The following is a 26409-nucleotide window of genomic DNA, read 5'->3' as shown; positions in this document are numbered from 1 at the left end:
ATGGGTGCGCAGCAGGCCGACATCGCCATCGTGACCGACGAGCCGGGCTGGCACGGCAAGCGCCTGGTCGAGGCTTTCCGGGCGCGCGGCCTGCTGGCGCGCTATGTCAGTCTGGGCGAGTGCCACATCGACCTGCAGCGCGGCGTGTCGGGCGTGCTGATGCCCGGCTTCGAACAGAAGCTGCCGCAGGCCGTTTTCGTGCGCGGGGTGGCCGGTGGCACGCTGCAGCAGGTGGTGCTGCGCATGGACTTCCTGCACTACCTGGGCGAACTGGGCATTCCGGTCTACAACCACGCCCGCGCCATCGAAAAGAGCGTCGACAAGGCGATGACCAGCGTGCTGCTGCACCACGCCGGCATTCCGACGCCGCCGACCTGGGTGGCCGAGAGCGAAAGCGAGGCGCGCGCGGTGCTGATGCGCGAATTCGCCGCCGGCCACGACGTGCTGGTCAAGCCGCTGTTCGGCTCGCAGGGTGAAGGCATCGTGCGCCTGACGGCCGGCGATGCGCTGCCCGACGCGGAAAGCGTCGGCCACGTCTGGTACATGCAGCGCTACAGCGCCCGCTCGCGCGACGCACTGGGCGAGTGGAGCGACTGGCGCGTCATGGTGATCGACGGCAAGCCGGTCGCGGGCATGCTGCGCAAGGGCCGCAGCTGGCTGAACAATGTGTCGCAGGGCGGACGCTGCGAAGCCATTCCGCCAGACGAAGCGCTGACCCGGCTGGCCGTCGACGCGGCCCGCGCCACCGGCATGGACTATGCCGGCGTCGACATCCTGCGCGACGACCACGGCCGTCTCACCGTGCTTGAAGTGAACAGCATCCCGGCCTGGAAGGGGCTGCAGGGCGTCACCAGCCTGAACATCGCGCAGGCGCTGGCAGACGACCTGCTTCGCCGCTGCCCGGCAGCGGGCGAGATCGCATGCTGATGACGCCGCCGCCTGACACCGTACGGATTGCGCTTCAGGCGGAACTGGAAAGTGCCTTCGTGCACGCGTGCCGGCTGGACGTCGAGGCGCTCAAGCCGGGCAATGTCGGCCGTCATGGCGCCGGTCATCGCATGCAGGTGGCCGATTTCATCGCCAGCGCCGAAGCAGCCGCCGGACCGATCTGTCGCGCGGACGCGACTGTCGGCGAACGCATCGAAGGCGCGATGCGCGCAACCTGGCAGGCGGTCGGATGCAACACCAATCTGGGCATCGTGCTGGGCTGCGCACCGATCGCCCATGCTGCGCTGCACCGCCAGCCGGACGAGAGCCTGTGCGCATCGCTGCAGCGCACATTGACCGGCCTCACTGTCACCGACGCGTCACACGCCTATGAGGCAATCCGTCTTGCGCAGCCGGCCGGACTGGGCCGACGCGACGATCACGACGTGGCGGGCGATGCGCGGATCACGCTGCTGCAGGCAATGCAGCTTGCTGCACACCGCGACAGCATCGCGTCGCTGTACTCAAACCGATACGAACTGGTGCGCCGCCACCTGCTGCCGGTGCATCTGGCGGCGCGTGAGCGATGGTGCAGTGAAGCATGGGCGGCGGCCACAGTGTTCATGTTCTGTCTCGCATTGATTCCCGACACCCACATCATGCGCAAACATGGTCCGGAAACGGCGCTATCGGTGCGCAACACGGCGATACGCCTGCTGGACAGGTTTGAACGGGCGGATGATCCGGTTATGATGCAAAACACGCTGATGGAATGGGATGAACGTCTGAAAACGGCAGGCATCAATCCCGGAACGAGCGCAGACCTGACCGTTGTGACGGCCTTTCTGGCCAATGTTCAGGCCGCTTCCGGCGCCTGAAGCGGCCGCGACGAAACTAAAAGCAGGAATGCACCACAAACGCACCACAACGAAGTTTTTATCCTGTGTTTCGTAACCCGGAACGCGGGCTACCACAGGGGGTAAACCCCTATAACTTGCCTAGTAATGAGGAGATTCAATATGGCGAAGATTAATGGTCTGTGTGTTGGTGAATCCCTGGTCGGTGACGGCAATGAAGTCGCTCACATCGACCTGATCATGGGCCCGCGTGGCAGCGCTGCTGAATCCGCTTTCGCCAACGCCCTGGTCAACAACAAGGACGGTTTCACGTCCCTGCTGGCCGTCGTTGCACCGAACCTGCTGTGCAAGCCGGCAACGGTCATGTTCAACAAGGTCACCATCAAGGGCGCCAAGCAGGCTGTCCAGATGTTTGGCCCGGCACAGCGCGGCGTTGCAATGGCCGTCGCCGACAGCGTTGCTGACGGCACGATCCCGGCTGACGAAGCCGACAACCTGTTCATCTGCGTTGGCGTGTTCATCCACTGGATGGCCGAAGACGACGCAAAGATCCAGGATTACAACTACCGCGCAGTCAAGGAATCGATCGCTCGCGCAGTCGCCGGCACCCCGACCGCTGCTGAAGTGGTTGCCAAGAAGGGTTCGGCCACGCACCCGTTCGCCGCAAACTAAGCTTCACGGCTTCGTTGCGAAAAACGCCTCCGGCCGCCTGGCCGGGGGCGTTTTTTTTGTCCGGTGCGCAGGCGCGTCCGTCAATTCGCTCCGACGCAAGGTGGAGGCTACACTGCGGCGCAGAGACCACCCGCAGGTCAGCCATTCCAACGAAGGGAACATCATGATCGATCTCTACACCGCCGCCACACCCAACGGCCACAAAGTTTCCATCGCGCTGGAGGAGCTTGCGCTGCCCTACACGGTGCATGCGCTGTCGCTGTCGGCGCGCGACCAGAAGGAACCTTGGTTCCTCGCGATCAATCCGAACGGTCGCATTCCGGCCATCATCGATCGCGCGGAAGACGACTTCGCGGTATTCGAATCCGGCGCCATCCTGATCTATCTGGCGGAAAAAACCGGCCGCTTGATGCCGTTGGACATGAAGGGCCGTTCGCGCGTGCTGCAGTGGCTGATGTTCCAGATGGGCGGCGTCGGCCCGATGATGGGTCAGGCCAATGTGTTCTTCCGCTACTTCCCGGAGAAGCTGCCACCGGTCATCGACCGCTATCAGGGCGAATCGATGCGGCTGTTCCGCGTGCTGGACGGTCACCTGAAAGACCACGAATTCCTCGCCGGCGACTATTCGATCGCCGACATCGCGAACTGGGCGTGGGTGCGCACCTATCCCTGGTCGGGCCTGAACATCGACGAACTGCCGCACCTGAAGCGCTGGCTCGATGTCATCGACGCACGCCCCGCGGCACAACGCGGCGTGGTGATTCCGCCATCGGACATCGACCTGACGAAGCCGGAAGACGACAAGGCCCGGGCCTTCGTGGCCGGTGCGCAAAAAATGGTTGAAACCGGCGCATCGACCAGGGGTGGCGTGTGATGCCTGGTGTTCAGGGTGTGTCGCGTGATGGCCTATCGTCTGCGGCGCTGCAGCCTCTGGTGCAGGGCATGTGAACAAGCGTCACGCAGCGCCGATTGATGCAGATCGGCGCTCAGGCTTTACGCATGGCGACCGCTAATTGAATCAGGCCTGCCCTGATACGGCAGGTCCGGATTCACCGGGCATGCGCCCGGGGGCCTGACTTCAACGGGGTCGAACATGCGCGAGGCAAGACGTCACCACCCTGCGCAACGCGCAGCACACAGCATCGAAAAACCCGGGCGCAAGGCAGACGGCCGCACGACCGCCGCTGACACAACCCCGGACGTCAAACCGTTAGCCGCCATCGGCCTGCGCAGCATCTCAGCCGATGATCGCGTGGCTGACGTCATCTCCGCAGCCCGGCGTGAGCACCTGATCATCGTGACCAACGGACATCGTTTTGCGCTGTGTTCCGTCGTGCCGGCAGGGTGGCGGGCTTTCGGTGCTCGCGAGTTCAATAACGCCGCGCACTGACCCGGACGGGTCATCTACGGCTTTTCCTCCCGCTGCGCCACGATCGGTCCGCCGTTGCGCGCCACCATGTGCCGTGCCACCGTTTCATACAGCGGCTGGCTGAAGATGCGAGATACCCCCGATGACAGCAGCGATACCGCCATCAGGCCGATCACCACCGAATAGCCGTCGACCATTTCCATCACGATGATGAAGGAGGTGATCGGCGACTGGGTCACCGCGGCGAGAAAGCCGGCCATGCACAGCACCAGCAGCATGCCGGGCGCGTCCTGCTGGCCGATCAGCGGCGCAAGGTCGTGGCCGATGCCGGCACCGATCGCAAGGCTGGGCGCAAAGATGCCGCCCGGCAGGCCGGACAGGTAGGCGATCAGCGTGGCGAGGAATTTGGCCGGGCCGTAGTACCACTCCAGTGACGTGTCGCCTTCGAGCAGCGCACGGGTTTCGCCGTAGCCGCTGCCGAAGCTGGTGCCGCCGGTGACGTAGCCCAGTGCGGCGACCAGCAGGCCGCAGCCGGCGGCAAAGCGGATCGGATGGTCGCGTCGATAATCCGCCATCCGTCCCTTCCACGACGTCGAACTGATGATGAGCATGCGCGAGAACAGGCCGCCCGCGACGCCGCACACCAGCGCGGTGATCGCCACGGCAAGCGCCATTTCACGGTCGGTACCGGCGATGGCGATCTGGCCGAAGTAGCTCGCCTTGCCGAGAAAGGCCTGCGACACGATGCCGGCCAGCACGATGGCGGTGATGATGAGACCGCTCATGCGCGACTCGACATTGCGCGACAGCGTTTCGATGGCGAACACGATGCCGGCCAGCGGCGTGTTGAATGCCGCAGCGATGCCGGCCGCACCGCCGGCGACCAGCATGTGGGTACGCGGAATGTGCAGGCCGCCCGGCAGCAGCCGGTGCAGCGCATTGAGCATCGACGCCCCGACCTGCACGGTCGGACCTTCCCGGCCCAGCGAAAATCCGCTGCCAACGGCCGCCGCGCCGATGACAATCTTGCCGACGATGATGCGCAGCGACAGCAGCGGCTTCCAGCTTCGATCTTCCGGGCGCGACATTTCGGCAATGGTCTGCGGAATGCCGCTGCCTTCGGCACCGGGAAACCAGCGCCGCGTCGCCCACACGCACAGTGCACCGCCAAGCGGCGTCAGCAGGAAGGGCCACCACGGGTTCTCGCTTGCCATGTCCCGGAAGTGGTGGATGGCCAGGTCCGACAACTGCGCAAAGCCGACGGCGAGCATGCCCACCACGACGGCGCCGCCCCACAGCACGAGACGGCCGAGCCACACCTTGAAATAGGCCTGGTTGCGCCGGCGCAGCGCCGGGTACCTGAATTCGAGCCAGGCAAGCCGCACTCGGGCGCGCAAGGCAGACAGCGATAACCGCAGCGAAGACTTCTGACGCATCGTTTGAATCCGTAAGCAGGGTAAGGCGCAGCACGGCACCGACGGTGCCTGCAGAACGCAAGATGCATGCCGCCAGCCGCGACGCCTGCAAAGCGACGGTAACCGCGTTGCAGCGGCGGGTTGGCCTCGAATATGCCGGAAAGCCGCGCAAGCGATGCCGCTTGATGCACCATACGGGGGCATTCGAAACCGCCCGCGCGGCCGCCCATGGAGATGCCCCGATGAAACCCACTGCCCGCGGCATCGCGGTCGCCCCCCATCACCTGGCCAGCGAATCGGCGCGCGACGTGCTGCGCGAAGGCGGCAATGCGATCGAAGCCATGATCGCCGCCGCCGCGACCATCGCCGTCGTCTATCCGCACATGAACGCGCTCGGCGGAGACGGTTTCTGGCTGATCGCCGAACCGGGCCAGCCGCCGCGCGCGATCGACGCATGCGGCGCCGCGGCGGTAATCGCCAGTCGTACCTGGTACGCCGACCACGACGTGCGCAACCGCCTGCCGACCCGCGGTCCGCTTGCCGCACTGACGATGGCCGGCACCGTGTCGGGCTGGCAGCTGGCACTCGAAGCGGCGGCCCAGGCAGGTGGGCGCCTGCCGCTGTCGCGCCTGCTGCGCGATGCCGAACACCATGCGCGGACCGGCATGCCGGTTTCGCGCAGCTTGGCACACGGGCTGCACATGAAACAGGAAGAACTGCGCCACCAGCCCGGCTTCGCCGCGCATTTCATGCCGGACAAAAGGGTGCTGCAGGCCGGCGATGTGCTGTGTCAGCCACGTCTGGCCGACACGCTCGCCCAGCTGGCGCGCGCCGGACTCGAAGATTTCTACCGCGGCGACCTGGCGCGCCGCATGGCCTCCGCGCTGGGCGCCGCCGGCAGCCCGTTGCGCCTGTCCGACTTCCTCACGCATCGCGCGCAGTGGCGCACGCCGTTGAAGCTCGAGCACAGCCTGGGCCACGTCTACAACACGCCGCCGCCCACCCAGGGCCTGCTGTCGCTGCTGATACTCGGCCAGCTCGACCGCCTCGGACTCGACGGTCTGCACGGGCAGTCTGCCGAATTCGTCCATCGCGTGGTCGAGGCGACGCGCCAGGCCTTCGTGATCCGCGACCGTCACCTGACCGATCCGGCCCGTATGCGCACGGACGCGCAGTCGCTGCTGTCCGACGAGTGTCTCGACATGCTGGCCGATGGCATCGACCTGCAGCGCGCCGGTGGCTGGGTCAGCGGTGCGCCGGGCGATACGGTGTGGATGGGCGTGGTTGACGCGGAAGGCCGCGCAGTGAGCTTCATCCAGAGCATCTACCACGAGTTCGGCAGCGGTGTGATCGCGGGTGACACCGGCGTGCTGTGGCAGAACCGCGGCATCAGCTTTTCGCTGGCGATCGGCGCGCTCAATGCGCTGGAGCCCTGCCGCAAGCCCTTCCACACGCTGAACCCGCCGATGGCGCAACTGGCCGACGGACGCACGGTTGTCTACGGTTCGATGGGTGGCGACGGACAGCCGCAGTTCCAGGCCGCCGTGCTGCTGCGCCACCTGTTGTTCGGTGACAGCGTGACCGCCGCAGTCGCGGCACCGCGCTGGCTGCTCGGCCGGACCTGGGGCTCGGACAGCGACACCCTGAAACTGGAGTCGCGCTTTGCGCCCGAGGTGTTCGACGCGTTGCGCAAGCGGGGTCATGTGGTCGAGTCGCTGCTCGAGTTCGACGAAAGCGCCGGTCACGCCGGCCTCATCGTTCGCCACGCCGACGGCCGGATCGAAGGTGCTGCCGACCCGCGCTCGGACGGTTCGGTCGAGTACGCCTGAGGCGTCAGAGCACACCCGCAAGCGCCCAGCGTCGCCACCGCCGCTCGTTAACCCCTGCTTAATGCAGGGTTTTTGTCTGCGTACGACGATTGATCTACGTCAGCAAACTCGCGCCGTGCGTCGTGCCGCGCGCGCTGCCGACGCCATCCAGTCAAACACAAGGATAAAAACATGAGCAAGAGGTCATCCCGCAGCACACGCTGGATCGCGGTGGCACTGCTGGCGGGCAGTACTGGCGCGGCCATTGCCAGCCCGAACGTCTACGGCAGCCTGAGCAACTTCGACGTCTACAACGACACCGGCTCGGAAACGCATGGCTTCGAGATCGAACTGCATGGGGTAGCCGATTCGGACGTGACCTACACCTTCGGCGGTACCTACAATCGCTACGGCAGTCCACGTGTCGACAGCTTCGCCGGCGGCATCTTCGTGCGCTACCTCAGTGCCTACGATATTGCCAATGGCGCTTTCATGACCGCGACGCCTGTCCCCACCAGCTTTTCGCCGACCGACGGTCACAGTTGCTGGTCCGGCGGCGGTGCCGGCTACGCGGGCAGCGGCTGTGAGCACTTCGGCCTCGGCCTTAAAAAGAACGCAACCAGCACCTCGTATCGCTGGCTCAAGGGAGATGCGGCGACCGGGCAGATCACGCCGGTCGGCGGCAATGTGCTGATCGCGGCCCCGGTCTGGCAGGTCATCGATCCGGTGCCGGCAGACCCCGGTCAGCCGGCTGCCGCACCGGTGGTGCAGGCAGTGATTGCGCCGGAACCTGCGGAGCAGCACGAGCAGTATGGCGAGGCGCAGTGGGTCAAGGTGTACACGACGGAGATCGAGCGCGAAGTCGAACTCGACGAGTTGCTGAGCGACAACGAAGTCGTGCCGCGCGAACAGTCGGAAACGGAAATCGAGTGGGTGCTGTTCCAGGCGAAGCCGGAGGGCAAGGACAACGGCGAGGGCGACGAACTGCTGCTGGAAAAGCCGCTCGCGGGCGACCTGGGTGGCAAGAAATCGATCATCCGGCGCTACGAGTTCTATGAATATCTGGGCGCCTACAATCCCGAAGATCACGAAGCGCAGCCGTTCGATGAAGCAGATCCGGAGGGCGCCGGCGAAGTCGGCCGTTACATCGGTGCGCAGATGGCGGCTGCCAACCTCGCTGCCGCACCGGTACCGGAGCCGTCGACGTGGCTGTCGATGCTGGGCGGCATGGGCGTGCTTGCGCTGCTGCGTCGTCGCCGGATGTGAGGACGCAGCGGCCGGTCAATGCAGCGGCGTCCTGGAAAGACACGTAAGGTCGGCGCAGCGACACCGGTCATCTGCGCATGTCCCCATGCCGGAGGCCTTCCATGTCGCTGCGTTCTGTCCTGCCAGGCCTGCTGGCTGCTGCGTTCGCTCCAGTCGTCCTCGCGCAGAGCGCGCCGGCCTGCCAGGCCAGCCGCAGCTGGGTGCCGGTGGTCGAGCTCTACACCTCGCAGGGCTGCAGCAGTTGCCCGCCGGCCGACGACTGGCTGCGTTCGCTGAAACAGGCGGCCGACGCGCAGCAGGTCGTGCCGCTGGCCTTCCATGTCGACTATTGGGACTACCTGGGCTGGCGTGACCCGTACTCGTCGGGCGCCCATTCGGCACGACAACGCCGGCTGGCGCGCGCCGAGGGTGGCAGCGTGGTCTACACACCGCAGGTCAGGCTGTCGGGCGAGGATTTTCGCGGCTGGCGCTCGGCTGACGCGGTGCGCACGACGCTGGCGCGCAAGGCGCCGCCACCGGCCGCTGACGTGATGCTGTCGCTCGATGTGCGCGGCAACCTGCTCAAGGTCGACGCGCGCACCACGCTGCCCGGCGGCACGGTGGGCTATGTCGCCGTGTATGAACGCATGCTGGGATCGAAGATTTCAGGCGGCGAGAATGCGGGTCGCACATTGCAGCACGACTTCGTCGTGCGCACCCTGATCGGCCCGTTCACGCCTGACGCACAGGGGCAGTTCAATCTGGTGCGCGACATCGCGCTTGACCCGGCCTGGAAACGCGCCGATCTTGGCGTGGCGCTGCTGCAGGCCGATGCCGACTCCGGAGCTGCGTTGCTCGGTGCTTCGCTTGCGCTGTGCGGAGCGCCAGCTTCAGCGCGTTGACGTCCAGCACGCCACGCCGATGAGCGCCTGAAACAGCGCTTCGACCGACATCGGGCTGGACGCGGCTGGCCTGGATCAGTCGGACGAGCATCGATTTCTCCTCGGGTCGCGTTGCCGGTTTGTGTTTCAGGATTCTCGCAGTTCGCACGGCCGTACGATGAACGATTGTGCAGCGCCACGCCCGCAGCCGGTCGACCGGTAGAATGGCGGCCTTATTCCGTTGTCCGTCTCACATGTCCATCCAGTGGTTCCCCGGTCACATGACCGCCGCGCGCAAGCACGCGACCGACGCGATGAAGTCGGTCGACGTGGTGGTCGAGGTGCTCGACGCCCGCCTGCCCGACGCGAGCAGCAATCCGCTGATCCACGCCATCCGCACGCATCGCAACCGGCCCTGCCTGAAGTTGCTGAACAAGGCCGACCTCGCCGACCCGGAGGCGACGGCAGCCTGGCTGAAGCATTTCAACGCCCAGCCGAACACGAAGGCGGTGTCGATTTCGGCGCGCAAGCCCGGCGACGCGAAGCGCATCGAACAGCTTGCGCAGTCGCTCGCGCCGCACCGCGACGACAACCTCAAACCGCTGCGCCTCATCATCATGGGCATCCCGAACGTCGGCAAGTCGACGCTGATGAATGCGCTGGTGAAGAAGCATGTCGCCGCGACCGGCGACGAGCCGGCAATCACCAAGAGCATCCAGCGCATCCACCTGACGCCGCGGCTCACGCTGTACGACACACCCGGCCTGATGTGGCCGAAGATCGAGCACGAAAGCGACGGCCTGATGCTGGCGGCCAGCCACGCCATCGGCCGCAACGCGATCATCGACGAAGAGGTCGCCACCTTTCTCGGCAACCTGCTGCAGGCGAAATACCCGGCACTGATGACCGCGCGCTACGGTTGCACGCCGGACATGGACGGTGTGTCGGTCATCCAGCACATCGCCGCCCGGCGCGGCTACCGCATCAAGGGCGGCGCGCCGGATTACGAAAAGGCGTCGTTCACCCTGCTGCAGGACTATCGCGATGGCGCCATCGGCCGCGTCAGCCTCGAAACCCCGGAATCGCGCACACAGATGCTGGCCGCCGACCGCGCCGCCAGGGCAGAAAAGGCACGACAGAAGGCGCCGGACGACACGGCATCGCCGGAACCGTAGGAGCGGACCCTGTCCGCGATGCGTTCGTAATCAAGCGACATGGCAGGCGCGAAGATCTGATCGCGGACAGGGTCCGCTCCTGCGAAAAAAGCATGTCACGGCGCCATCGGCCGCGCCAGCCTCGAAACACCGCAATCGCGCGCCCGGATGCTGGCCGCCGACTGCGCGGCCAGGGCGCCGGACGCACGGCACCGCCGGAACCGCAGGAGCGGACCGGGGCGACGTCGATGTAGCCGTCATTCAGACCAGCGACTCGTCCAGCGTACCGGCCGCCCCCTGACACACGACATGCGCCAGGCCGGCACACTGGCTCAGCACATGGTCGGCGTAGAAGCGGGCGCTGGCGATCTTGGCGCGATGGAAGGCTGCGTCGTTGCTGCCGCCGGCCAGATGACGGTGCGACAACAACGCGGCGCGCGCCATCTGCCAGCCGCCGGCGGCGCGGCCGAACAGGCCGAGCAGCGGCACCGCTCCGGCCAGCACGGCGCGTACATCGCTGCGGAAATGTTCGATGACGAAACCCACGCCGCGCTCCAGCGCCTGCGCTGCGTCGCGCAGGGCGGCGGCGATCACGGCCAGCGCCGCGTCACCGGTCGCGTCCAGCGCGTCGCACTGCGCGCGCATATCGGCGATCACCGTGCGGGCGGCCGCACCGCCGTCTCGCGCGATCTTGCGGCCGACCAGGTCGTTCGCCTGAATGGCGGTCGTACCTTCGTAGATCGTGGTGATGCGCGCGTCGCGCAGGTACTGCGCCGCACCGGTTTCCTCGACGTAGCCCATGCCGCCGTGCACCTGCACGCCCAGCGAGGCGATATCGATGGACGTTTCGGTGCTCCAGCCCTTGACCAGCGGAATCATCAGTTCGACGAAAGCCTGCGCGCGAACGCGCGTCTCGGAGTCGGGATCATGTTCGGCACGGTCCAGCGAGGCCGCCGTCACGGCGGCCAGCGCGCGCATCGCCTCGACCTGCGACTTCATCAGCATGAGCATGCGGCGCACATCCGGGTGGCGGATGATGGCGACCCGCTCGCCCGACTTCATGCCGGCTTCGGTGCCCTGCACCCGCTCGCGCGCATAGTCCATCGCGGCCTGCAACGCGCGCTCGGCAACCGCAATGCCCTGCAGGCCGACCGCATAGCGCGCGGCATTCATCATGATGAACATGTACTCGATGCCGCGATTCTCCTCGCCGCACAGCCAGCCGATCGCGCCGCCGTCGTCGCCGTAGGCCATGACACAGGTCGGGCTGGCGTGGATGCCCAGCTTGTGTTCCAGCGACACGCAGCGCACGTCGTTGCGCGCGCACGGCTTGCCGTCGGCGTCCGGAACGAATTTGGGCACGATGAACAGCGAAATACCCTTCATGCCCTCGGGTGCGCCCGGCGTGCGCGCCAGCACCAGATGCACGATGTTGTCAGCCAGTTCGTGTTCGCCGAAGGTGATGTAGATCTTCTGGCCGAATACCCGGTAACTGCCGTCTGCCTGAGGCTCGGCGCGGGTGCGCACGGCGGCGAGGTCGGAGCCGGCCTGCGGCTCGGTCAGGTTCATGGTGCCGGTCCATTCGCCGCTCACCATCCTGTCCAGATACAGGTGCTTCTGTTCATCCGAACCACACAGCGACAGCGCTTCGATGGCGCCGGCGGTGAGCAGCGGGCACAGCGAAAATGCCATGTTCGCGCCCATCACCATTTCCTGGATCATCGCGACCACTACATGCGGCATGCCCGCTCCGCCGTGTGCCGGGTCGCAGCCCATGCCGTTCCACCCGTTCTCCGCGTACTGCCGGTAGGCATCCTTGAAGCCCTCCGGCAGCGTCACGCGGCCATCGGCGCCCAGCGTGGCGCCGGCGCGGTCGCCGATCCAGTTCAGCGGCGACAGCACTTCGGAGGTGAAGCGCGCGGCCTCGTCGAGCACGGCATCGACCACGTCGGGGCTCGAATCCTCCAGCCCGGGCAGCGCCACCACTTCGGCCAGCCCGGCCAGTTCCAGCGCGAAACGCATGTCGCGCAGCGGGGCAACGTATTCACTCATGGCTCACTCCTCCGGGGCTCTGGCGGCCCGTTGATGCTGCGCCGCCGAACGCGGCGGCGAAAGACTTACCTGCGACTTCCCACCTGCCCCCAGCGCCGGCTACCCCAGCTCCGCAACCAGCTTCGGCACCAGTTCGAACAGGTCGCCCACCAGGCCGTAGTCGGCGACCTGGAAGATCGGCGCATCGGCGTCCTTGTTGATGGCGACGATGACCTTCGATTCCTTCATGCCGGCCAGGTGCTGGATGGCCCCCGAAAGACCGACGGCAATATAGAGATCGGGGGCGACGATCTTGCCGGTCTGACCGACCTGATAGTCGTTCGGCGCATAGCCCGAATCAACCGCGGCACGGCTGGCGCCGAGTGCGGCACCGAGCTTGTCGGCCAGCGGTTCGAGCACGCTGTGGTAGGCCTCGCCGCTGCCGAGCCCGCGTCCGCCGGACACGACGACGCGTGCCGAGCCGAGTTCGGGGCGCGCCGACTGCGACAGTTCCTGCGACACGAAAGTGGCCAGCCCGGTCGCCGCCGGTGGCTGGATGGCTTCGATCGCGGCACCGCCGCCGGCAGCCGGCGCCGGGTCGAACGCGGTCGCGCGCACCGTAATGACCTTCATCGCGTCGCGGCTCTGCACCGTGGCCAGCGCATTGCCGGCGTAGATCGGGCGCACGAAGGTGTCGGCCGATTCGACCGCCACGATGTCCGACACCTGCGCCACATCGAGCAGTGCGGCGACGCGCGGCATGAAGTTCTTGCCGAAGCTGCTGGCCGGTGCGAGCAGATGACTGTAGTCGGCCGCCAGCGCCAGTACCAGCGCGGCCACGTCTTCCGCCAGCGCATGTTCGAACTGGGGCGAGTCGGCAGTCAGCACCTTCGTGACGCCGGCGACGGCTGCTGCGGCGCTCGCTGCCGCGGCGCAGCCGTGGCCGGCGACCAGCACGGTGATGTCACCACCGATCTTCAAGGCGGCGGTGATCGTGTTCAACGTCGCCGGGCGCAGCGCGGCGTTGTCATGTTCGGCAATGACCAGAATGTTCATGTCAGGGGTTCCTCAGCGCAGCACTCTGGCTTCGGTGCGACGCTTCGCAACGAGTTCGGCGACGTCGGCCACCTTCACGCCGGCCTGCCGCTTCGGCGGTTCGACGACGCGCAGCGTCGTCAGGCGCGGCGTCACGTCCACGCCCAGTTCGTCGGGCGTCAGCGTGTCGAGCGGCTTCTTCTTCGCCTTCATGATGTTGGGCAGACTGGCGTAGCGCGGCTCGTTCAGGCGCAGATCGGTGCTGATCAGCGCCGGCAGCGCGACGCTGACGGTTTCGAGGCCGCCATCGATTTCGCGCGTCACCACGGCGCGACCGTCGGCCAGCTGCACCTTCGACGCGAAGGTCGCCTGACCCCAGCCGAGCAGCGCCGCGAGCATCTGACCGGTCTGGTTGGCGTCGTCGTCGATCGCCTGCTTGCCGCAGACGATCAACTGCGGCGCTTCGCGTTTCGCCACCGCGGCGAGCAACTTGGCCACCGCAAGCGGCTGCAGTTCGACCTCGGTGCTGACCAGGATGGCGCGGTCGGCGCCGATCGCCATCGCGGCACGCAAGGTGTCCTGGCATGCCGCAGTCCCGCACGACACGACAACCACTTCGCTCACCGTGCCGGCTTCACGCAGCCGCACCGCTTCTTCCACCGCGATTTCGTCGAACGGATTCATCGACATCTTCACATTGGCGGTTTCCACGCCGCTGCCATCGGCCGCCACGCGGATCTTCACGTTGTAATCGATCACCCGCTTGACCGGAACCAGTGCTTTCATCGTTCGCGCCTCCTGCGCCGATAGGTGCTGTCGCGTCCATACGGATGCGTATGTCCAGGTCCGTACGCTACCGTATGCCTGAATCCATGGTCAATACCCGGAAGCGGAATAACCTCATGCCAGAACCCGAACCCCTCACGCCCCGGCTCCAGACAGACCGCGATACCTGGCTGCGCGCGGCCACCCAGACGCTGGCCGACAGCGGCGTCGACGGCGTCAAGGTGGAAAGCCTGGCGCGCCAGCTCGGGCTGACCAAGGGCAGCTTCTACTGGCACTTCAAGGACCGCCGCGCGCTGCTCGACGCCCTGCTGGAGCACTGGCGGGCCGGCCGCATCGACGACATCACGCAGCGCACGCAATGTGCGCCCGGCCACGAGATCGCGCAACTTCACCACGTGATCGACACCTACAGTCTGGCGCGCAACCAGCGCGGCATGCGCGTGGAACTGGCGATCCGCGACTGGGCGCGCCACGACGCGGCGGCTCAGACCGTGATCGACGCCGTCGATGCGGTGCGACTCGAATGCGCCGCCGCACTGTTCGTCGCTGCCGGCCATGGCGCCGACGATGCCGCCAGCCGCAGCCTGCTGCTGTACGCCTATGTGTTCGGCCTCGGCATGATGGACGGCGAGCGCGAGGCGCTGCGCCCGGCCACCTCGCGCGCCTTCATCGCGCGCCTGATCACCGGCGGATGAGGGTTTGCGCACTGAAGTGCGCACTGATACGCGTCACTGTCATGGCAAGCGACGGATAATTGCCGCGCTGCCGCATGGCACCCGATGCACCGTGCCGCCCCCGAATCCAGAGAAAGGAAAACAGATGTCCTTCCCCGCACCCGAAATTTTCAAGGCCTACGACATCCGCGGCATCGTCGACAAGACGCTGACCGCGGAGGCGGTTCGCGCCATCGGCCACGCGCTCGGCTCCGAAGCCGTCAAACGCGGCCAGCGCACCATCGCGGTCGGCCGTGACGGCCGGCTGTCGGGACCCGAACTGGCGGGCGCACTGGCCGCCGGCATCAATGCCGCCGGTGTCGACGTGCTGGACATCGGCTGCGTGCCGACGCCGCTTTCGTACTTCGCCGCCTTCGATCTCGGCACCGACAGCGCGGTCAGCGTGACCGGCAGCCACAACCCGCCCGACTACAACGGCCTGAAAATGGTGCTCGGCGGCCAGACGCTGTACGGCGACATGATCCAGGACCTGCGCCGGCGCATCATCGAGAACGATCTGGTGCATGGCGTGGGCACCACCCGCCATGCCGACGTGCGCGATGCCTACATCGCCCGCGTGACGTCCGACGTGAAGCTCAAGCGGCCGATGAAAATCGTCATCGACTGCGGCAATGGCGTGGCCGGCGACATCGGCCCCAAGCTGTTCGAAGCCATGGGCTGCCAGGTGACGCCGCTGTTCTGCGAAGTGGATGGCCACTTCCCGAACCATCATCCGGATCCGTCCAAGCCGGAAAACCTGGAAGACCTGATCCGCGTGCTGGCCGCCGGTGATGCCGAAATCGGTCTCGCCTTCGACGGCGACGGCGACCGCCTGGGCGTGGTCACGCGCGACGGCGAAATCATTTACCCCGATCGCCAGCTCATGCTGTTCGCCGCCGACGTACTGTCGCGCCAGCCCGGCGCACAGATCGTCTACGACGTGAAATGCACGCGCCTGCTCGCACCCTGGGTGCGCGAACACGGCGGCGAGCCCGTCATGTGGAACACCGGTCACGCGCTGATCAAGGCCAAGCTCAAGGAAAGCGGCGCAGCGCTGGCTGGCGAAATGAGTGGCCACATGTTCTTCAAGGAGCGCTGGTTCGGCTTCGACGACGGCCTGTACGCGGCGGCGCGCCTGCTGGAAATCCTCTCCGCCTCGCCCGACGGCAACGTCGTGCTGAAGGCCCTGCCGACCGCGATTTCGACGCCGGAACTCAACCTCAAGATGAACGAGGGCGAACCGCACGCGCTGATCGCCGGGATGCAGCAGTCGGCGGTGTTCGACGGCGCGCGCGAAATCATCAAGATCGACGGCCTGCGCGTCGAGTACGCCGACGGCTTCGGCCTGATGCGCGCCTCGAACACCACGCCGGTCGTGGTACTGCGCTTCGAAGCCGACACCGACGCCGCGCTGGCCCGCATCCAGGACGATTTCCGCGGCGTGCTGCTGCGTGCCCGGCCGGAGCTGAAACTGCCGTTCTGACCCGCCACGCCCTGAGCGGATGGCCGACCTGCAAGGCCGGCCATCCGTGACGCAGTGGGCAGAGATGGGCACCTGTTGGAAAAATAAGCTCGGGAAACCCTCAATCTTGAGTACGGCATGCCGAAACCGGTACATGTCGAATGACAACGTAACCCCCATCTTCGTCGGTCGCCAGCCCATACTCGACCGGAATGGTGCGCTTTACGCCTACGAGTTGCTGTTCCGTTCCGGTCAGATGGAGCATGCGGAATTCAGCAGCGACGTCAGTGCGACCGCCCGCGTGATCACCACGGTATTCAACGAGCTGGGTCTGGAAAACTCGCTCGGCAGCGCTTTCGGCTTCATCAATGTCAGCGAGGAAATGCTGATGTCCGAAACAATCGAGTTGCTGCCACCAGACAAGATCGTCATCGAACTGCTGGAAACGATCCCGCCGACGCCGTTGGTCATCGAGCGCGCGCGCGACCTGGTGGCCAAGGGCTTCCGCCTGGCGCTTGACGACGTGCTCAGCCTGGAGGACGACTTCCGGCCCCTCATCGAGATTGCGTCCTTCGTGAAGATCGACCTGCTGGGCATCGACCCGGACACGCTGCCGGCCATCGTCAAAAGCTTCAAACCCTACAAGGCGAAGCTTCTGGCAGAAAAGGTCGACAGTGCCGAACAGGCCCAGCGCTGCAACGAATTGGGCTTTGCCTACTTCCAGGGTTACTTTTTCGCCCGTCCCAGCGTGCTGAGCACACGTGCGCTGAAATCGAGTGAAACGACGCTGCTTCGACTGCTTGGGCTCGTCATCGGCGACGCCGAAACGATGGAAATGGAGCCGCTGATCAAGCAGGAACCGGCGCTGCTGGTGAATCTGATGCGGGTATCGAACTCGATCGGCAACGGCGGGCACCAGATATCTTCTGCGCGCGAGGCCATCACGCTGCTCGGGCGCACCCAGCTGCAGCGCTGGCTGCAATTGTTGCTGTTCTGCCCACAAGGCGGCGAGCAGGCCGGCGGCCCGCTGCTCGCGATGGTGGCCACTCGCGCGCGCACCATGGAGCTGCTCGCGGAAAGGTGCGACAGCCGTGATTGCGACCCCGAATGCGCGTTCCTGACCGGCATCCTTTCGCTGCTGCCAGCACTGCTCGGCGTGCGGATGGACGAAATACTGAAGACCCTGGCGGTCGATGTTTCCATCCGCAATGCCCTGAACGATGGGTCGGGCAATCTTGGCGCGCTGCTCACGCTGATGCGCAACTGGGAGGACAACACGCCGCACGAATTCGTGCTGACGCTCACCCGATTGCCGACGCTCGGCCTGACCGATTTCACGAATGCAAGCTCCGAATCCATGGCCTGGGCGGCAACGCTCGGCCAATGACCAGAACGCACAAAGGAAGCCTGCATGAACGCAATGGAACGCATTTTCAGCGCCACCGCGCAACTACCGGTCATTCCACGGGTGGTGCAGAAGATGATCGACACCCTCAAACATGAAAATGCCGACCTGCAGCCGTTGATCGCCGACATCCGGCTCGATCCGGTGATCAGCGCACGCGTGCTGCGAATTGCCAATTCAGGCTTCTACGGCAGTCGGCGCACGATCGGGTCGATCGAACATGCGGTCACGCTGGTGGGCACCCGGGTATTGCGCACGCTGGTCATTTCGGCCGGGGTGAGCAGCGCATTTCCCAAGGTACCGGGTGTTGACCTGAAGGACTTCTGGCGCCACGCATTGATGACCGCCAGCGCCAACGCAATGCTGGCGCGCCACGCTGGCGAAAAGGCCGACAACGCCTACGTCGCCGGCCTGATGCACCGGCTGGGCCAGCTGATGATCCACATCGCCTTTCCACGGCTGGCCGAAGAAATCGCGCGCGACTGTCATCATCTCAGCGTCAGCGAGCGCGCAGCCGTCGAGCAGCTGAAGGTCCACACCAACCACTGCGAAGTGGGTGCCGAACTGGCCGCCCGCTGGAATTTTCCGGATGACGTCGCGCGGGCCATGCAGTACTACTGCCAGCCGCACAACGAGAGCGCCACGCGTCTCGCGCGACTGACCAATGTCGCCGCCCAGATCGCGATGGAAATTGATGATGACGTGAAGCCCGAAGACATCGCCGAACACCTGAACCGCAGTATCACCGACCTGTGCGGCCTCGACCGCACGGCCATCCTGCCCGATATCGAGTATTGCGCGGAACACGCGACGGGAGCAGAACTGGTGCTGTGACCCGCTGCCTCCGGCGGGCCGGGTCAACGCATCTTCGGATTCAGCGTGCCGCGGTTGTAGTCCCTGTCGCCCGGCATGAGCACGCGGGTGCCGAACCAGCCGCCCTGTGCGCCTTCCGGGCGCAAATGGTTTTCCGGGTAGGTGTCGGCAATCTTCTTCGCCTCGGCCTGCTTCGCCTGATCGACGAACTTCCAGCGCCCGTCCGGCATCAGCTGCACCTTCTCGCCGGCCGCGGTGGTCGCTTCGATCATCGCGCCCTCGCCGGCCTGCACCAGCGCGCCGGCGGCAAGCGCCAGCGTCATGAACATCATCCGTTTCATCACAGCCTGCTCTCCACCCATGCGGTGACGCCGGCCAGCGCCGCCGGCAGATTTTCCGGCTGCGTGCCGCCGGCTTGCGCCATGTCGGCCTTGCCGCCGCCCTTGCCGCCGACCTGGGCAGCAACGAAATTGACCAGTTCGCCGGCCTTCACCTTCGCCGTCAGGTCCGGCGTCACGCCGGCAATCAAACTCACCTTGCCGTCGTTGACCGCGGCCAGCACGATGGCAGCCGAACCGAGCTTGTCGCGCAGCTTGTCCAGCGTTTCGCGCAACGCCGGCACATCGGCACCTTCCATCACCGCTGCCAGCACCTTCGCACTGCCGATGGTCACGGCCTGCGCCGCCAGATCGTCGCCCTGGCTCGATGCCAGCTTGCTCTTCAGCCGGGCCAGCTCCTTTTCCAGCGCACGCACGTGATCCAGCGTCTGCGCAATCTTGGCCGGCAGTTCGGCGGGCGGCGCCTTGAAGGCCGCAGCCGCCTGTGCGACCAGCCGGTCCTGTCCCTGCACGAAGCCGACCGCGTTTTCGCCGGTGATGGCCTCGACGCGGCGCACGCCCGCCGCGACCCCCGCTTCGACCGTGATCTTGAACAGCCCGATGTCGCCGGTGCGCGCCACATGGGTGCCGCCGCACAGTTCGCGGCTGGAGCCGATGTCGAGCACGCGCACCTCGTCACCGTACTTTTCGCCGAACAGCATCATGGCACCGGTCTTCTGCGCGTCCTCGATGCCCATGACCCGCGCCTGCGTCGCCGCGTTGGCGAGGATTTCGGTATTGACGAGGCGCTCGACGCGGGCGATTTCGTCATCGGTCATCGGCGCGTGATGCACGAAATCGAAGCGCGTCTTGTCGCCATCGACCAGCGAACCCTTCTGCGCCACATGTTCGCCCAGCACCTCGCGCAACGCCTTGTGCATCAGGTGGGTGACCGAGTGGTTGCGCGCGGTCGCGGCGCGGGCGCGCACATCGACGCGCGCGCTGACCGTGTCGCCGACCGCCAGACGGCCGGTGCTGACCACGCCGTGATGGCCGAACACCGCCGCCTGGATCTTCAGCGTGTCCTCGACGGTGAAACAGACACCCCCCTCTCCCGCATCAGCGGGAGAGGGGTCGGGGGTGAGGGCCGGTCGCGTTTGATCCGCTGAAAAAACGCCCTCACCCCGGCCCTCTCCCGCTGATGCGGGAGAGGGAGAAAGCAGCACACCGCGATCACCGACCTGGCCACCGGATTCGGCATAGAAAGGTGTCCGGTCGAGCACCACAACGCCCTGCTCGCCCTCGGTCAATGACGCGACCGGCGTTCCGTCCTTGTACAGCGCCACCACCCGCGCGTCGTCGACGGCAAGCGTGTCATATCCACGGAACACGGTCGCCGTGCCCTCGTATTCCAGCGCCGAGGCCATCCTGAACTTGCCGGCGGCGCGCGCCTGTTCGCGCTGATGCGCCATCGCGCGCTCGAAGCCGGCATCGTCGACCGTCACGTTGCGCTCGCGGCAGACGTCGGCGGTCAGGTCCAGCGGGAAGCCGTAGGTGTCGTGCAGCTTGAAGGCGGTTTCGCCATCCAGTTCGCGCCCGCCCCTGGCGGCCAGCCCGCCCAGCGCCGCTTCGATGATGTCCATGCCGTTGGCAATGGTTTCGAAGAAGCGCTCCTCCTCCTGCCGCAGCACGTCCATCACCTTCTGCTGCGCCGCGGCCAGATCCGGATAGGCGCTGCCCATCTGCGCCACCAGGTCCGGCACCATGCGGTGGAAAAACGCGGCGCGCGCGCCCAGCTTGTAGCCGTGGCGGATGGCGCGGCGGATGATCCGGCGCAAAACGTAGCCGCGCCCCTCGTTACCCGGGATGACGCCGTCGGCGATCAGGAATGAACAGGCGCGGATGTGGTCGGCCAGCACCTTCAACGACGGATTGTCGAGATCGGTGGTGTGCGTTTCGCGCGCGGCGGCGGCGATCAGCGCGACGAACAGGTCGATCTCGTAATTGCTGTGCACATGCTGCAGCACGGCGGCGATGCGCTCGAGACCCATGCCGGTGTCGACACTGGGCTTGGGCAGCGGATGCAGCACGCCGGCTTCGTCACGGTTGTACTGCATGAACACGTTGTTCCAGATTTCGATGTAGCGGTCGCCGTCTTCATCGGGAGACCCCGGCGGGCCGCCCGGAATGTCTTCGCCGTGGTCGTAGAAGATTTCCGTGCACGGGCCGCACGGGCCGGTGTCGCCCATCATCCAGAAGTTGTCGGACGCATAGCGCGCGCCCTTGTTGTCGCCGATGCGCACGATGCGCCCGACCGGCACGCCGATGCGGTCGCGCCAGATCGCATAGGCTTCGTCGTCTTCGGCGTACACCGTGACCCACAACTTGTCCGCCGGCAGCTTGAACACCCCGGTCAGCAGTTCCCACGCGTAATCGATGGCGTCCTGCTTGAAATAGTCGCCGAAGCTGAAGTTGCCCAGCATTTCAAAGAAGGTGTGGTGGCGCGCGGTATAGCCGACATTTTCCAGGTCGTTGTGCTTGCCGCCGGCGCGCACGCATTTCTGCGAGGTCGTCGCGCGGTTGTAGCTGCGCTTGTCGAAGCCGAGGAACACGTCCTTGAACTGGTTCATGCCGGCGTTGGTGAACAGCAACGTCGGGTCTTCGTGCGGCACCAGCGAACTGGACGCCACGATCTGGTGGCCCTTGGACGCGAAGAAATTCAGGAAGGCGGAGCGGATGTCGGCGCTGGTCATGGTCGGCAATGGGGGATCAGGAGAGCGCTAAACTGCGCGAAACAGCCGCAGATTCTAGCATTCCGCCCGTAGCGCCCGATGACTGCGCTGCCGTGGATACGACAGGCGGACAAGGAGAAGACATGCGCCACATCCTCGCACTCGACCAGGGCACGACCAGTTCGCGCGCACTGGTGTTCGACACCGACGGCGGCATCGTTGCGATGGCGCAGCGCGAACTGCCGCAGCACTACCCGCAGCCTGGCTGGGTGGAACACGACGCCCGGCGCATCTGGACCGATACCGTCGACTGCGTGAAGGAGGCGCTGATGCGCGCCGCGCTTGCGCCGACCGACATCGCCGCGATCGGCATCACGAACCAGCGCGAAACCGTCGTGCTGTGGGACCGCGCGACCGGCGAGCCGCTGGCCCCGGCCATCGTCTGGCAGGACCGGCGCACCGCCGACTTCTGCGCCCGCCTCAAGGCCGATGGCCACGAGGACGCGGTGCGCGCGAAGACCGGCCTGGTGCTCGACCCCTACTTCTCGGCCAGCAAGATCGCCTGGCTGCTCGACCACGTGCCCGGTGCCCGCGAACGCGCGCGGCGCGGCGAACTGGCCTGCGGCACGATGGACAGCTGGCTGGTGTGGCAGCTCACCGGCGGGCGCGCGCACCTGACCGACCTGAGCAACGCCAGCCGCACCCAGTTGCTGGACATCCACACCGGCCAGTGGGACGACGGCCTGCTCGAACTGTTCTCGATTCCACGTTCGCTGCTGCCGCGCGTGGTGCCGTCCAGCGGTGCCCTGGCGGAAACCGGTGCCGCGCTGTTCGGCCGCGCGCTGCCGATCACCGGCATCGCCGGCGACCAGCAGGCGGCACTTTACGGGCAGGGCTGCACGGCGCCGGGGCTGGCCAAGAACACCTACGGCACCGGCTGTTTCATGCTGATGCATACCGGTGAGCAGGCCATCGTGTCGCGCCACGGTCTGCTGACCACCTGTGCGGCGCAGACGTCGGCGCGCATCGAATACGCGCTCGAAGGCAGCGTGTTCGTGACCGGTGCGCTGGTGCAGTGGCTGCGCGACGGACTGGGGCTGATCGCCCGCTCGGGCGACATCGAGGCGCTGGCGGCCAGCGTGCCGGACAGTGCCGGCGTCACCATCGTGCCCGCCTTCACCGGCCTGGGTGCGCCGCACTGGTCGGCCGATGCGCGCGGCGCGATCTACGGCCTGACCCGCGGCACCACGCGCGCCCACATCGCCCGCGCCGCGCTCGAAGCCATTGCGCTGCAGACGCTGGACGTGATGCGGGCGATGGAAGCCGATGCCGGCGTACGCCTGCGCGAACTGCGCGTCGACGGCGGCGGCACCGCCAACGCGCTGCTGATGCAGATGCAGGCCGACCTGCTGGGCAGCACGGTGCGCGTGGCACCCACCGCCGAAACCACCGCGCTCGGCGCGGCCCTGCTCGCCGCCCGTGGCGCCGGCGTCGCCATGCACCCGGCAGACGAAGCCGCGCAGCGGTACGAACCGCGCCGCGATGCAGCGCCCGACGCGCTGATCCGCCAGTGGCAGGCGGCGCTGCGCTCGACCTTGCTGCGCGCCGCATCGGCCTGAGCGGAAACGGCACGGCGGCTCAAGCTTCGGCGTTGTCGTCGCGCACCAATTTCCACTTGATCGCCATGCGCATCAGGTCGATGTCGCTCTTCACGCCGAGCTTGGCCTTGATCTGGTAGTGCGTGTTCTGCGCGGTCTTCGGGCTGATGTGCAGCGACAGGCCGATCTCTTCGGCCGAACGGCCATCGAGCAACAGGCGCAGCACCTCGAATTCACGCAGCGACAGCGCGTCGAGCGGATTGTCGATGTCACTCAGCAGCGCCAGCGCGATGTCGGGCGCAATGTCGGGGCTGAGCACGCGCTGGCGGGCAGCGACCTGGTACACCGCCTTGATCAGCACTTCGGGGGCGCAGCTCTTGGTCACGTAACCCAGGGCGCCGGCGCGCAATGCCTGGGTCGCGAACAGCGGATCGCGATGCATGCTGAACACCAGGATGCGGGCGCGCGCATCGCGCTGCAGCAGCCGGCGGATCAGTTCGACGCCACCCATGTCGGGCAGCGAAAGATCGAGCACGACGACATCCGGCCCGACGTTGCGGAAGGCCACCAGCGCCTCGGTCGCGGTCGCCGCTTCGGCCTCAATGCGCAGGTCGCCGCGCTGTTCGAGCAGGCGGCGGTAGCCTTCGCGCACCACCGCGTGGTCATCGACCAGCAACAGGCGGATCATGCCGGCGCTCCGCTGGCGGCCGGCGTGAATTCCGGATGCGGCGGCATCGACGGCGGGCGGGCCGGCGCCTGCCCACCCGGTACGCGCAGCCTGACTTCGACGCGCAGGCCGCGGCCCTCGAGCGGGGCCAGCACCAGCGTGCCGCCGAGCGCGTGCACGCGCTCGCTCATGCCGAGCATCCCCAGCCCGCCACTGAAACCCGTGCCGGGGTCGGACAGGCCGTCGTCATCGATGCGCAACAGCAGTTCCGGGCCGTCGCGTCGCAGCGATACCTCGACGTGACGCGCGTCGCCGTGCCTGACCGCGTTGGTCAGGCTTTCCTGGACGATGCGGTACAGGCTCACGTTCAGGTTGTCGGCCAGCGTGTCGACCTCGCCGACTATCGTCAGCGCATGCAGGCAGCGGCCGTGGCTGCTGCGGTTGCGGCTGGCGACGAGTTGTTCGAGGCTGGCGGCGAGACCGAATTCCTCCAGCCCGACCGGGCGCAGTTCGCGCAGGATCAGTTGCAGCACTTCCATCATGTGGGCGGTGATGCGCGAAATCGCCTCGGCGCTGGGCAGCAGCGTCGGCAGTCGGTCGCCGGCCAACTCGCGCACGTAGGCCGCCTCGGCCTGGATGGACGTCAGGCACTGCCCCAGTTCGTCGTGCAGTTCGCGCGCCAGATGACGGCGTTCTTCCTCGCGGATGTCGAGCAGTCGCAGGGCCAGTTGCCGCTGTTCGGCGACGGTCTGTTCCAGGCGGTCGGCCAGATGGTTGAACACCCCGCTGATGCGCTGCAGTTCGACCAGTTCGAAGGACGGCAGGCGCACCGTCAGGTCGCCTCTTTCCATGCGCGCGAGCCGGTTCAGGATGTCGGCGGTAGGCAGCAGCGCGCGGCGCACCGGCAGATAGACCAGCACGTTGAGCAGCAGTACGCCGCCGGTGATGAACAGCAGGTTGCGCACGTCGCGCCACACGGAGGCCGCTTCGCTGGCGAAATTGGGCGTGATCGTCAGTTCGCCCACCTTGATGCCGGGGAACTTGCCGACGTGGCCGATGAACACCGCATCGTCGCCGACCAGCCGTTGCATCAGCGAGGCCGGCAGCAACAGCGGTCCGGAAGCGTCGCCAAAACAGCGCCGCACAACCGTTCGTGAATACAGGTCGTCGACCCGCACGCAGAAATGAATGAGGCGGCCCAGGCCCGCGAGAGCGGACAAGTCAAGCCCGCGCAGATCGCGGTCGAAGGCCGGGGTGGCATTCGTCGCTTCATTCTGGATCAGTTGCTGGATGGTGCCGCCGGTGCGCTGCAGGTCTGCGCGGATACGGCTGCGCGCCTCGTGCAGCGTGGCGGCGATCGCGCTCAGCAGCAGCACGAATGCGAAAAGGGTTATGCGCAACAGCAGGCTGCGCTTGAGATCGACACGTTTCATGAAGGCGTTCCAGGATATTGCTGCCGGACGATGTCAACGTGGGCCGCCATGATAGGACGGACGCCTCGGACGGGCGGCAGGCAAATTGACCGCCTGAAGATCGGCATATTGCCGGCGCCCTGCGTGGTTGCGGTCCGTAAGCTGCACCGGCGTATCCAAAGGAGAAACTTCATGCGTCCGGTCTCGTTCACCTGCCTCGTCACGGCCGCGATCGCCGCCGTGTGCACCATTGCCTACAGCGGCGCCCAGGCGCGCGATCTGGCGCAGATCCGCAGCAGCGGTACGCTGCGCGTCGGCGTCTACAAGGACTTCCCGCCCTATTCCGATCAGGGCACCGGCATCGACGTCGAGCTCGGGCGCGCGCTGGCCGAAAGGCTCGGCGTCGCGGTCGACGTACGCGCATACGACGCGGGCGAAAACATGGACGACGATTTGCGCAACATCGTCTGGAAAGGCAATTTCCTCGGTCTCGGGCCGGGCCCGTCCGACGTGATGGTGCATGTGCCGGTCGACCCGGGAATGAGCTTCCGCAACCCGCAGGTGAAGATATTCGCGCCCTACCACCGCGAAACCATGGCAGTGATCCGCACCACGGAACTGCTGCCCAAGCTCGACGCCATCACCGACGTGACCGACCAGTCACTGGGGGTCGAAACGGAATCCATCATGTCGTTCGCGCTGCTGTCGTCGGACGCGGGCCGCCTGCGCGAGCAGATCCATCATTTCCATTCGCCGTACGAGGCGCAGCGCGCGCTGGAAGAAGGCCGTATCGCCGGGTTCTTCGGCATGCGCAGTCAGGTCGAACCGATCAAGGCCGCGACCGGCGCTAAATTCGTCATCAGCACGCCACCGCCGCTGCCCGGCCTGCCGCAGGCCGGCTGGGCGCTCGGCCTCGCGGTCGAGGCAGATAACGTGGAACTGGCGCAAGCGCTACAGGACGCCATCGCGGACATGGCGCGCGACGGCACGCTGGACCGCATCTTCGGCAAATACGCGGTGACGCGGATGGCGCCCCTGTAGCGCCCCGGCACTTCGCCCGCCTGCCCCGCGCGACAGCGAACACGAGCGCGAATCCGCCGCCGCAGATGG

General features: G+C 66.4%; 23 protein-coding genes. 15 read left to right on the top strand and 8 right to left on the bottom strand.

All coding sequences use genetic code 11. From position 1 onward, the window contains the following. The 5 genes from Q8Q80_RS13470 (at position 1) to Q8Q80_RS13450 (ending at position 3846) form a co-directional block, all read left to right on the top strand. Positions 1 to 927 (top strand): RimK family alpha-L-glutamate ligase, encoded by a 927-nt coding sequence (locus tag Q8Q80_RS13470; protein ID WP_305633404.1) that lies wholly within the window; start codon positions 1 to 3, stop codon positions 925 to 927. Beyond that, positions 921 to 1805 (top strand): triphosphoribosyl-dephospho-CoA synthase, encoded by an 885-nt coding sequence (locus tag Q8Q80_RS13465; protein ID WP_305633403.1) that lies wholly within the window; start codon positions 921 to 923, stop codon positions 1803 to 1805. Before Q8Q80_RS13470 ends, Q8Q80_RS13465 begins: the two co-directional genes overlap by 7 nt. Before the next feature lie 141 nt (positions 1806 to 1946). Next, on the top strand, positions 1947 to 2456 hold the full coding sequence (gene fae, locus Q8Q80_RS13460; protein ID WP_069040068.1) for a formaldehyde-activating enzyme: 510 nt from the start codon (positions 1947 to 1949) through the stop codon (positions 2454 to 2456). 163 nt (positions 2457 to 2619) lie between these two features. Next, on the top strand, positions 2620 to 3330 hold the full coding sequence (locus Q8Q80_RS13455) for a glutathione S-transferase family protein (protein ID WP_305633402.1): 711 nt from the start codon (positions 2620 to 2622) through the stop codon (positions 3328 to 3330). Positions 3331 to 3549: 219 nt separating this feature from the next. Next, positions 3550 to 3846: a hypothetical protein gene (locus Q8Q80_RS13450; protein WP_305633401.1), complete on the top strand. Its 297-nt coding sequence runs from the start codon at positions 3550 to 3552 to the stop codon at positions 3844 to 3846. Positions 3847 to 3860: 14 nt separating this feature from the next. Here Q8Q80_RS13450 and Q8Q80_RS13445 read toward each other — a convergent pair whose 3' ends face one another. Then, positions 3861 to 5261 carry a chloride channel protein gene (locus Q8Q80_RS13445; RefSeq protein ID WP_305633400.1) on the bottom strand — a complete coding sequence of 467 codons (1401 nt, stop codon included), beginning with the start codon at positions 5259 to 5261 and terminating at the stop codon, positions 3861 to 3863. A 221-nt stretch (positions 5262 to 5482) separates the two neighbouring features. Here Q8Q80_RS13445 and Q8Q80_RS13440 point away from each other — a divergent pair, with 221 nt between their 5' ends. From Q8Q80_RS13440 to ylqF, 4 genes are all read left to right on the top strand, one after another. Next, positions 5483 to 7069 carry a gamma-glutamyltransferase family protein gene (locus Q8Q80_RS13440; protein WP_305633399.1) on the top strand — a complete coding sequence of 529 codons (1587 nt, stop codon included), beginning with the start codon at positions 5483 to 5485 and terminating at the stop codon, positions 7067 to 7069. 171 nt (positions 7070 to 7240) lie between these two features. Next, the gene (locus Q8Q80_RS13435) at positions 7241 to 8314 is read left to right on the top strand and encodes a PEP-CTERM sorting domain-containing protein (protein ID WP_305633398.1); all 1074 of its coding nucleotides are present in this window, start codon (positions 7241 to 7243) and stop codon (positions 8312 to 8314) included. A 101-nt stretch (positions 8315 to 8415) separates the two neighbouring features. Then, positions 8416 to 9195, top strand: coding sequence for a thioredoxin family protein (locus Q8Q80_RS13430; RefSeq protein ID WP_305633397.1), 780 nt, complete (start codon positions 8416 to 8418; stop codon positions 9193 to 9195). A 233-nt stretch (positions 9196 to 9428) separates the two neighbouring features. Continuing rightward, positions 9429 to 10349 (top strand): ribosome biogenesis GTPase YlqF, encoded by a 921-nt coding sequence (gene ylqF, locus Q8Q80_RS13425; protein WP_305633396.1) that lies wholly within the window; start codon positions 9429 to 9431, stop codon positions 10347 to 10349. A 240-nt stretch (positions 10350 to 10589) separates the two neighbouring features. Here ylqF and Q8Q80_RS13420 read toward each other — a convergent pair whose 3' ends face one another. From Q8Q80_RS13420 to Q8Q80_RS13410, 3 genes are all read right to left on the bottom strand, one after another. Further along, positions 10590 to 12380 (bottom strand): acyl-CoA dehydrogenase, encoded by a 1791-nt coding sequence (locus Q8Q80_RS13420; RefSeq protein ID WP_305633395.1) that lies wholly within the window; start codon positions 12378 to 12380, stop codon positions 10590 to 10592. 99 nt (positions 12381 to 12479) lie between these two features. Continuing rightward, positions 12480 to 13415, bottom strand: coding sequence for an electron transfer flavoprotein subunit alpha/FixB family protein (locus Q8Q80_RS13415; RefSeq protein ID WP_305633394.1), 936 nt, complete (start codon positions 13413 to 13415; stop codon positions 12480 to 12482). Between the two features lie 12 nt (positions 13416 to 13427). After that, complete coding sequence (locus tag Q8Q80_RS13410) at positions 13428 to 14180, bottom strand: electron transfer flavoprotein subunit beta/FixA family protein (RefSeq protein WP_305633393.1); 753 nt, start codon at positions 14178 to 14180, stop codon at positions 13428 to 13430. Positions 14181 to 14296: 116 nt separating this feature from the next. Between Q8Q80_RS13410 and Q8Q80_RS13405 the strand changes: the two genes are divergently transcribed. From Q8Q80_RS13405 to Q8Q80_RS13390, 4 genes are all read left to right on the top strand, one after another. Further along, positions 14297 to 14875, top strand: a complete 579-nt coding sequence (locus Q8Q80_RS13405; protein WP_305633392.1) for a TetR/AcrR family transcriptional regulator — start codon at positions 14297 to 14299, stop codon at positions 14873 to 14875. Between the two features lie 124 nt (positions 14876 to 14999). After that, complete coding sequence (locus Q8Q80_RS13400; protein ID WP_305633391.1) at positions 15000 to 16376, top strand: phosphomannomutase/phosphoglucomutase; 1377 nt, start codon at positions 15000 to 15002, stop codon at positions 16374 to 16376. 133 nt (positions 16377 to 16509) lie between these two features. Next, entirely contained in the window at positions 16510 to 17742 is a 1233-nt protein-coding gene (locus tag Q8Q80_RS13395) for an EAL and HDOD domain-containing protein (RefSeq protein ID WP_305633390.1), read from the top strand. 24 nt (positions 17743 to 17766) lie between these two features. Then, a complete protein-coding gene (locus tag Q8Q80_RS13390) occupies positions 17767 to 18594 on the top strand; it encodes an HDOD domain-containing protein (RefSeq protein ID WP_305633389.1) in 828 nt (275 codons plus the stop codon). 23 nt (positions 18595 to 18617) lie between these two features. On the opposite strand, the gene Q8Q80_RS13385 is transcribed toward Q8Q80_RS13390, so the two are convergent. Both Q8Q80_RS13385 and alaS read right to left on the bottom strand, forming a co-directional pair. Next, positions 18618 to 18914 (bottom strand): hypothetical protein, encoded by a 297-nt coding sequence (locus Q8Q80_RS13385; protein WP_305633388.1) that lies wholly within the window; start codon positions 18912 to 18914, stop codon positions 18618 to 18620. Next, positions 18914 to 21643 carry an alanine--tRNA ligase gene (gene alaS, locus Q8Q80_RS13380; RefSeq protein WP_305633387.1) on the bottom strand — a complete coding sequence of 910 codons (2730 nt, stop codon included), beginning with the start codon at positions 21641 to 21643 and terminating at the stop codon, positions 18914 to 18916. The genes Q8Q80_RS13385 and alaS overlap by 1 nt, the downstream gene beginning before the upstream one ends. Positions 21644 to 21765: 122 nt before the next feature. On the opposite strand from alaS, the gene glpK reads away from it, so the two are divergent. Next, positions 21766 to 23241 (top strand): glycerol kinase GlpK, encoded by a 1476-nt coding sequence (glpK, locus tag Q8Q80_RS13375; RefSeq protein WP_305633386.1) that lies wholly within the window; start codon positions 21766 to 21768, stop codon positions 23239 to 23241. Between the two features lie 19 nt (positions 23242 to 23260). Here the strand turns inward: glpK and Q8Q80_RS13370 are convergent, their stop codons facing one another. After that, positions 23261 to 23908: a response regulator transcription factor gene (locus Q8Q80_RS13370; RefSeq protein ID WP_305633385.1), complete on the bottom strand. Its 648-nt coding sequence runs from the start codon at positions 23906 to 23908 to the stop codon at positions 23261 to 23263. After that, positions 23905 to 25320 carry a histidine kinase gene (locus Q8Q80_RS13365; RefSeq protein WP_305633384.1) on the bottom strand — a complete coding sequence of 472 codons (1416 nt, stop codon included), beginning with the start codon at positions 25318 to 25320 and terminating at the stop codon, positions 23905 to 23907. Before Q8Q80_RS13365 ends, Q8Q80_RS13370 begins: the two co-directional genes overlap by 4 nt. A gap of 171 nt (positions 25321 to 25491) precedes the next feature. Between Q8Q80_RS13365 and Q8Q80_RS13360 the strand changes: the two genes are divergently transcribed. After that, on the top strand, positions 25492 to 26340 hold the full coding sequence (locus Q8Q80_RS13360; protein WP_305633383.1) for an ABC transporter substrate-binding protein: 849 nt from the start codon (positions 25492 to 25494) through the stop codon (positions 26338 to 26340). The last annotated feature ends 69 nt before the right edge of the window (positions 26341 to 26409 follow it).

The organism is Methyloversatilis sp. (assembly GCF_030698125.1).
Classification (GTDB): domain Bacteria; phylum Pseudomonadota; class Gammaproteobacteria; order Burkholderiales; family Rhodocyclaceae; genus Methyloversatilis.
This window is presented reverse-complemented; position numbering and strand designations above follow the sequence as displayed.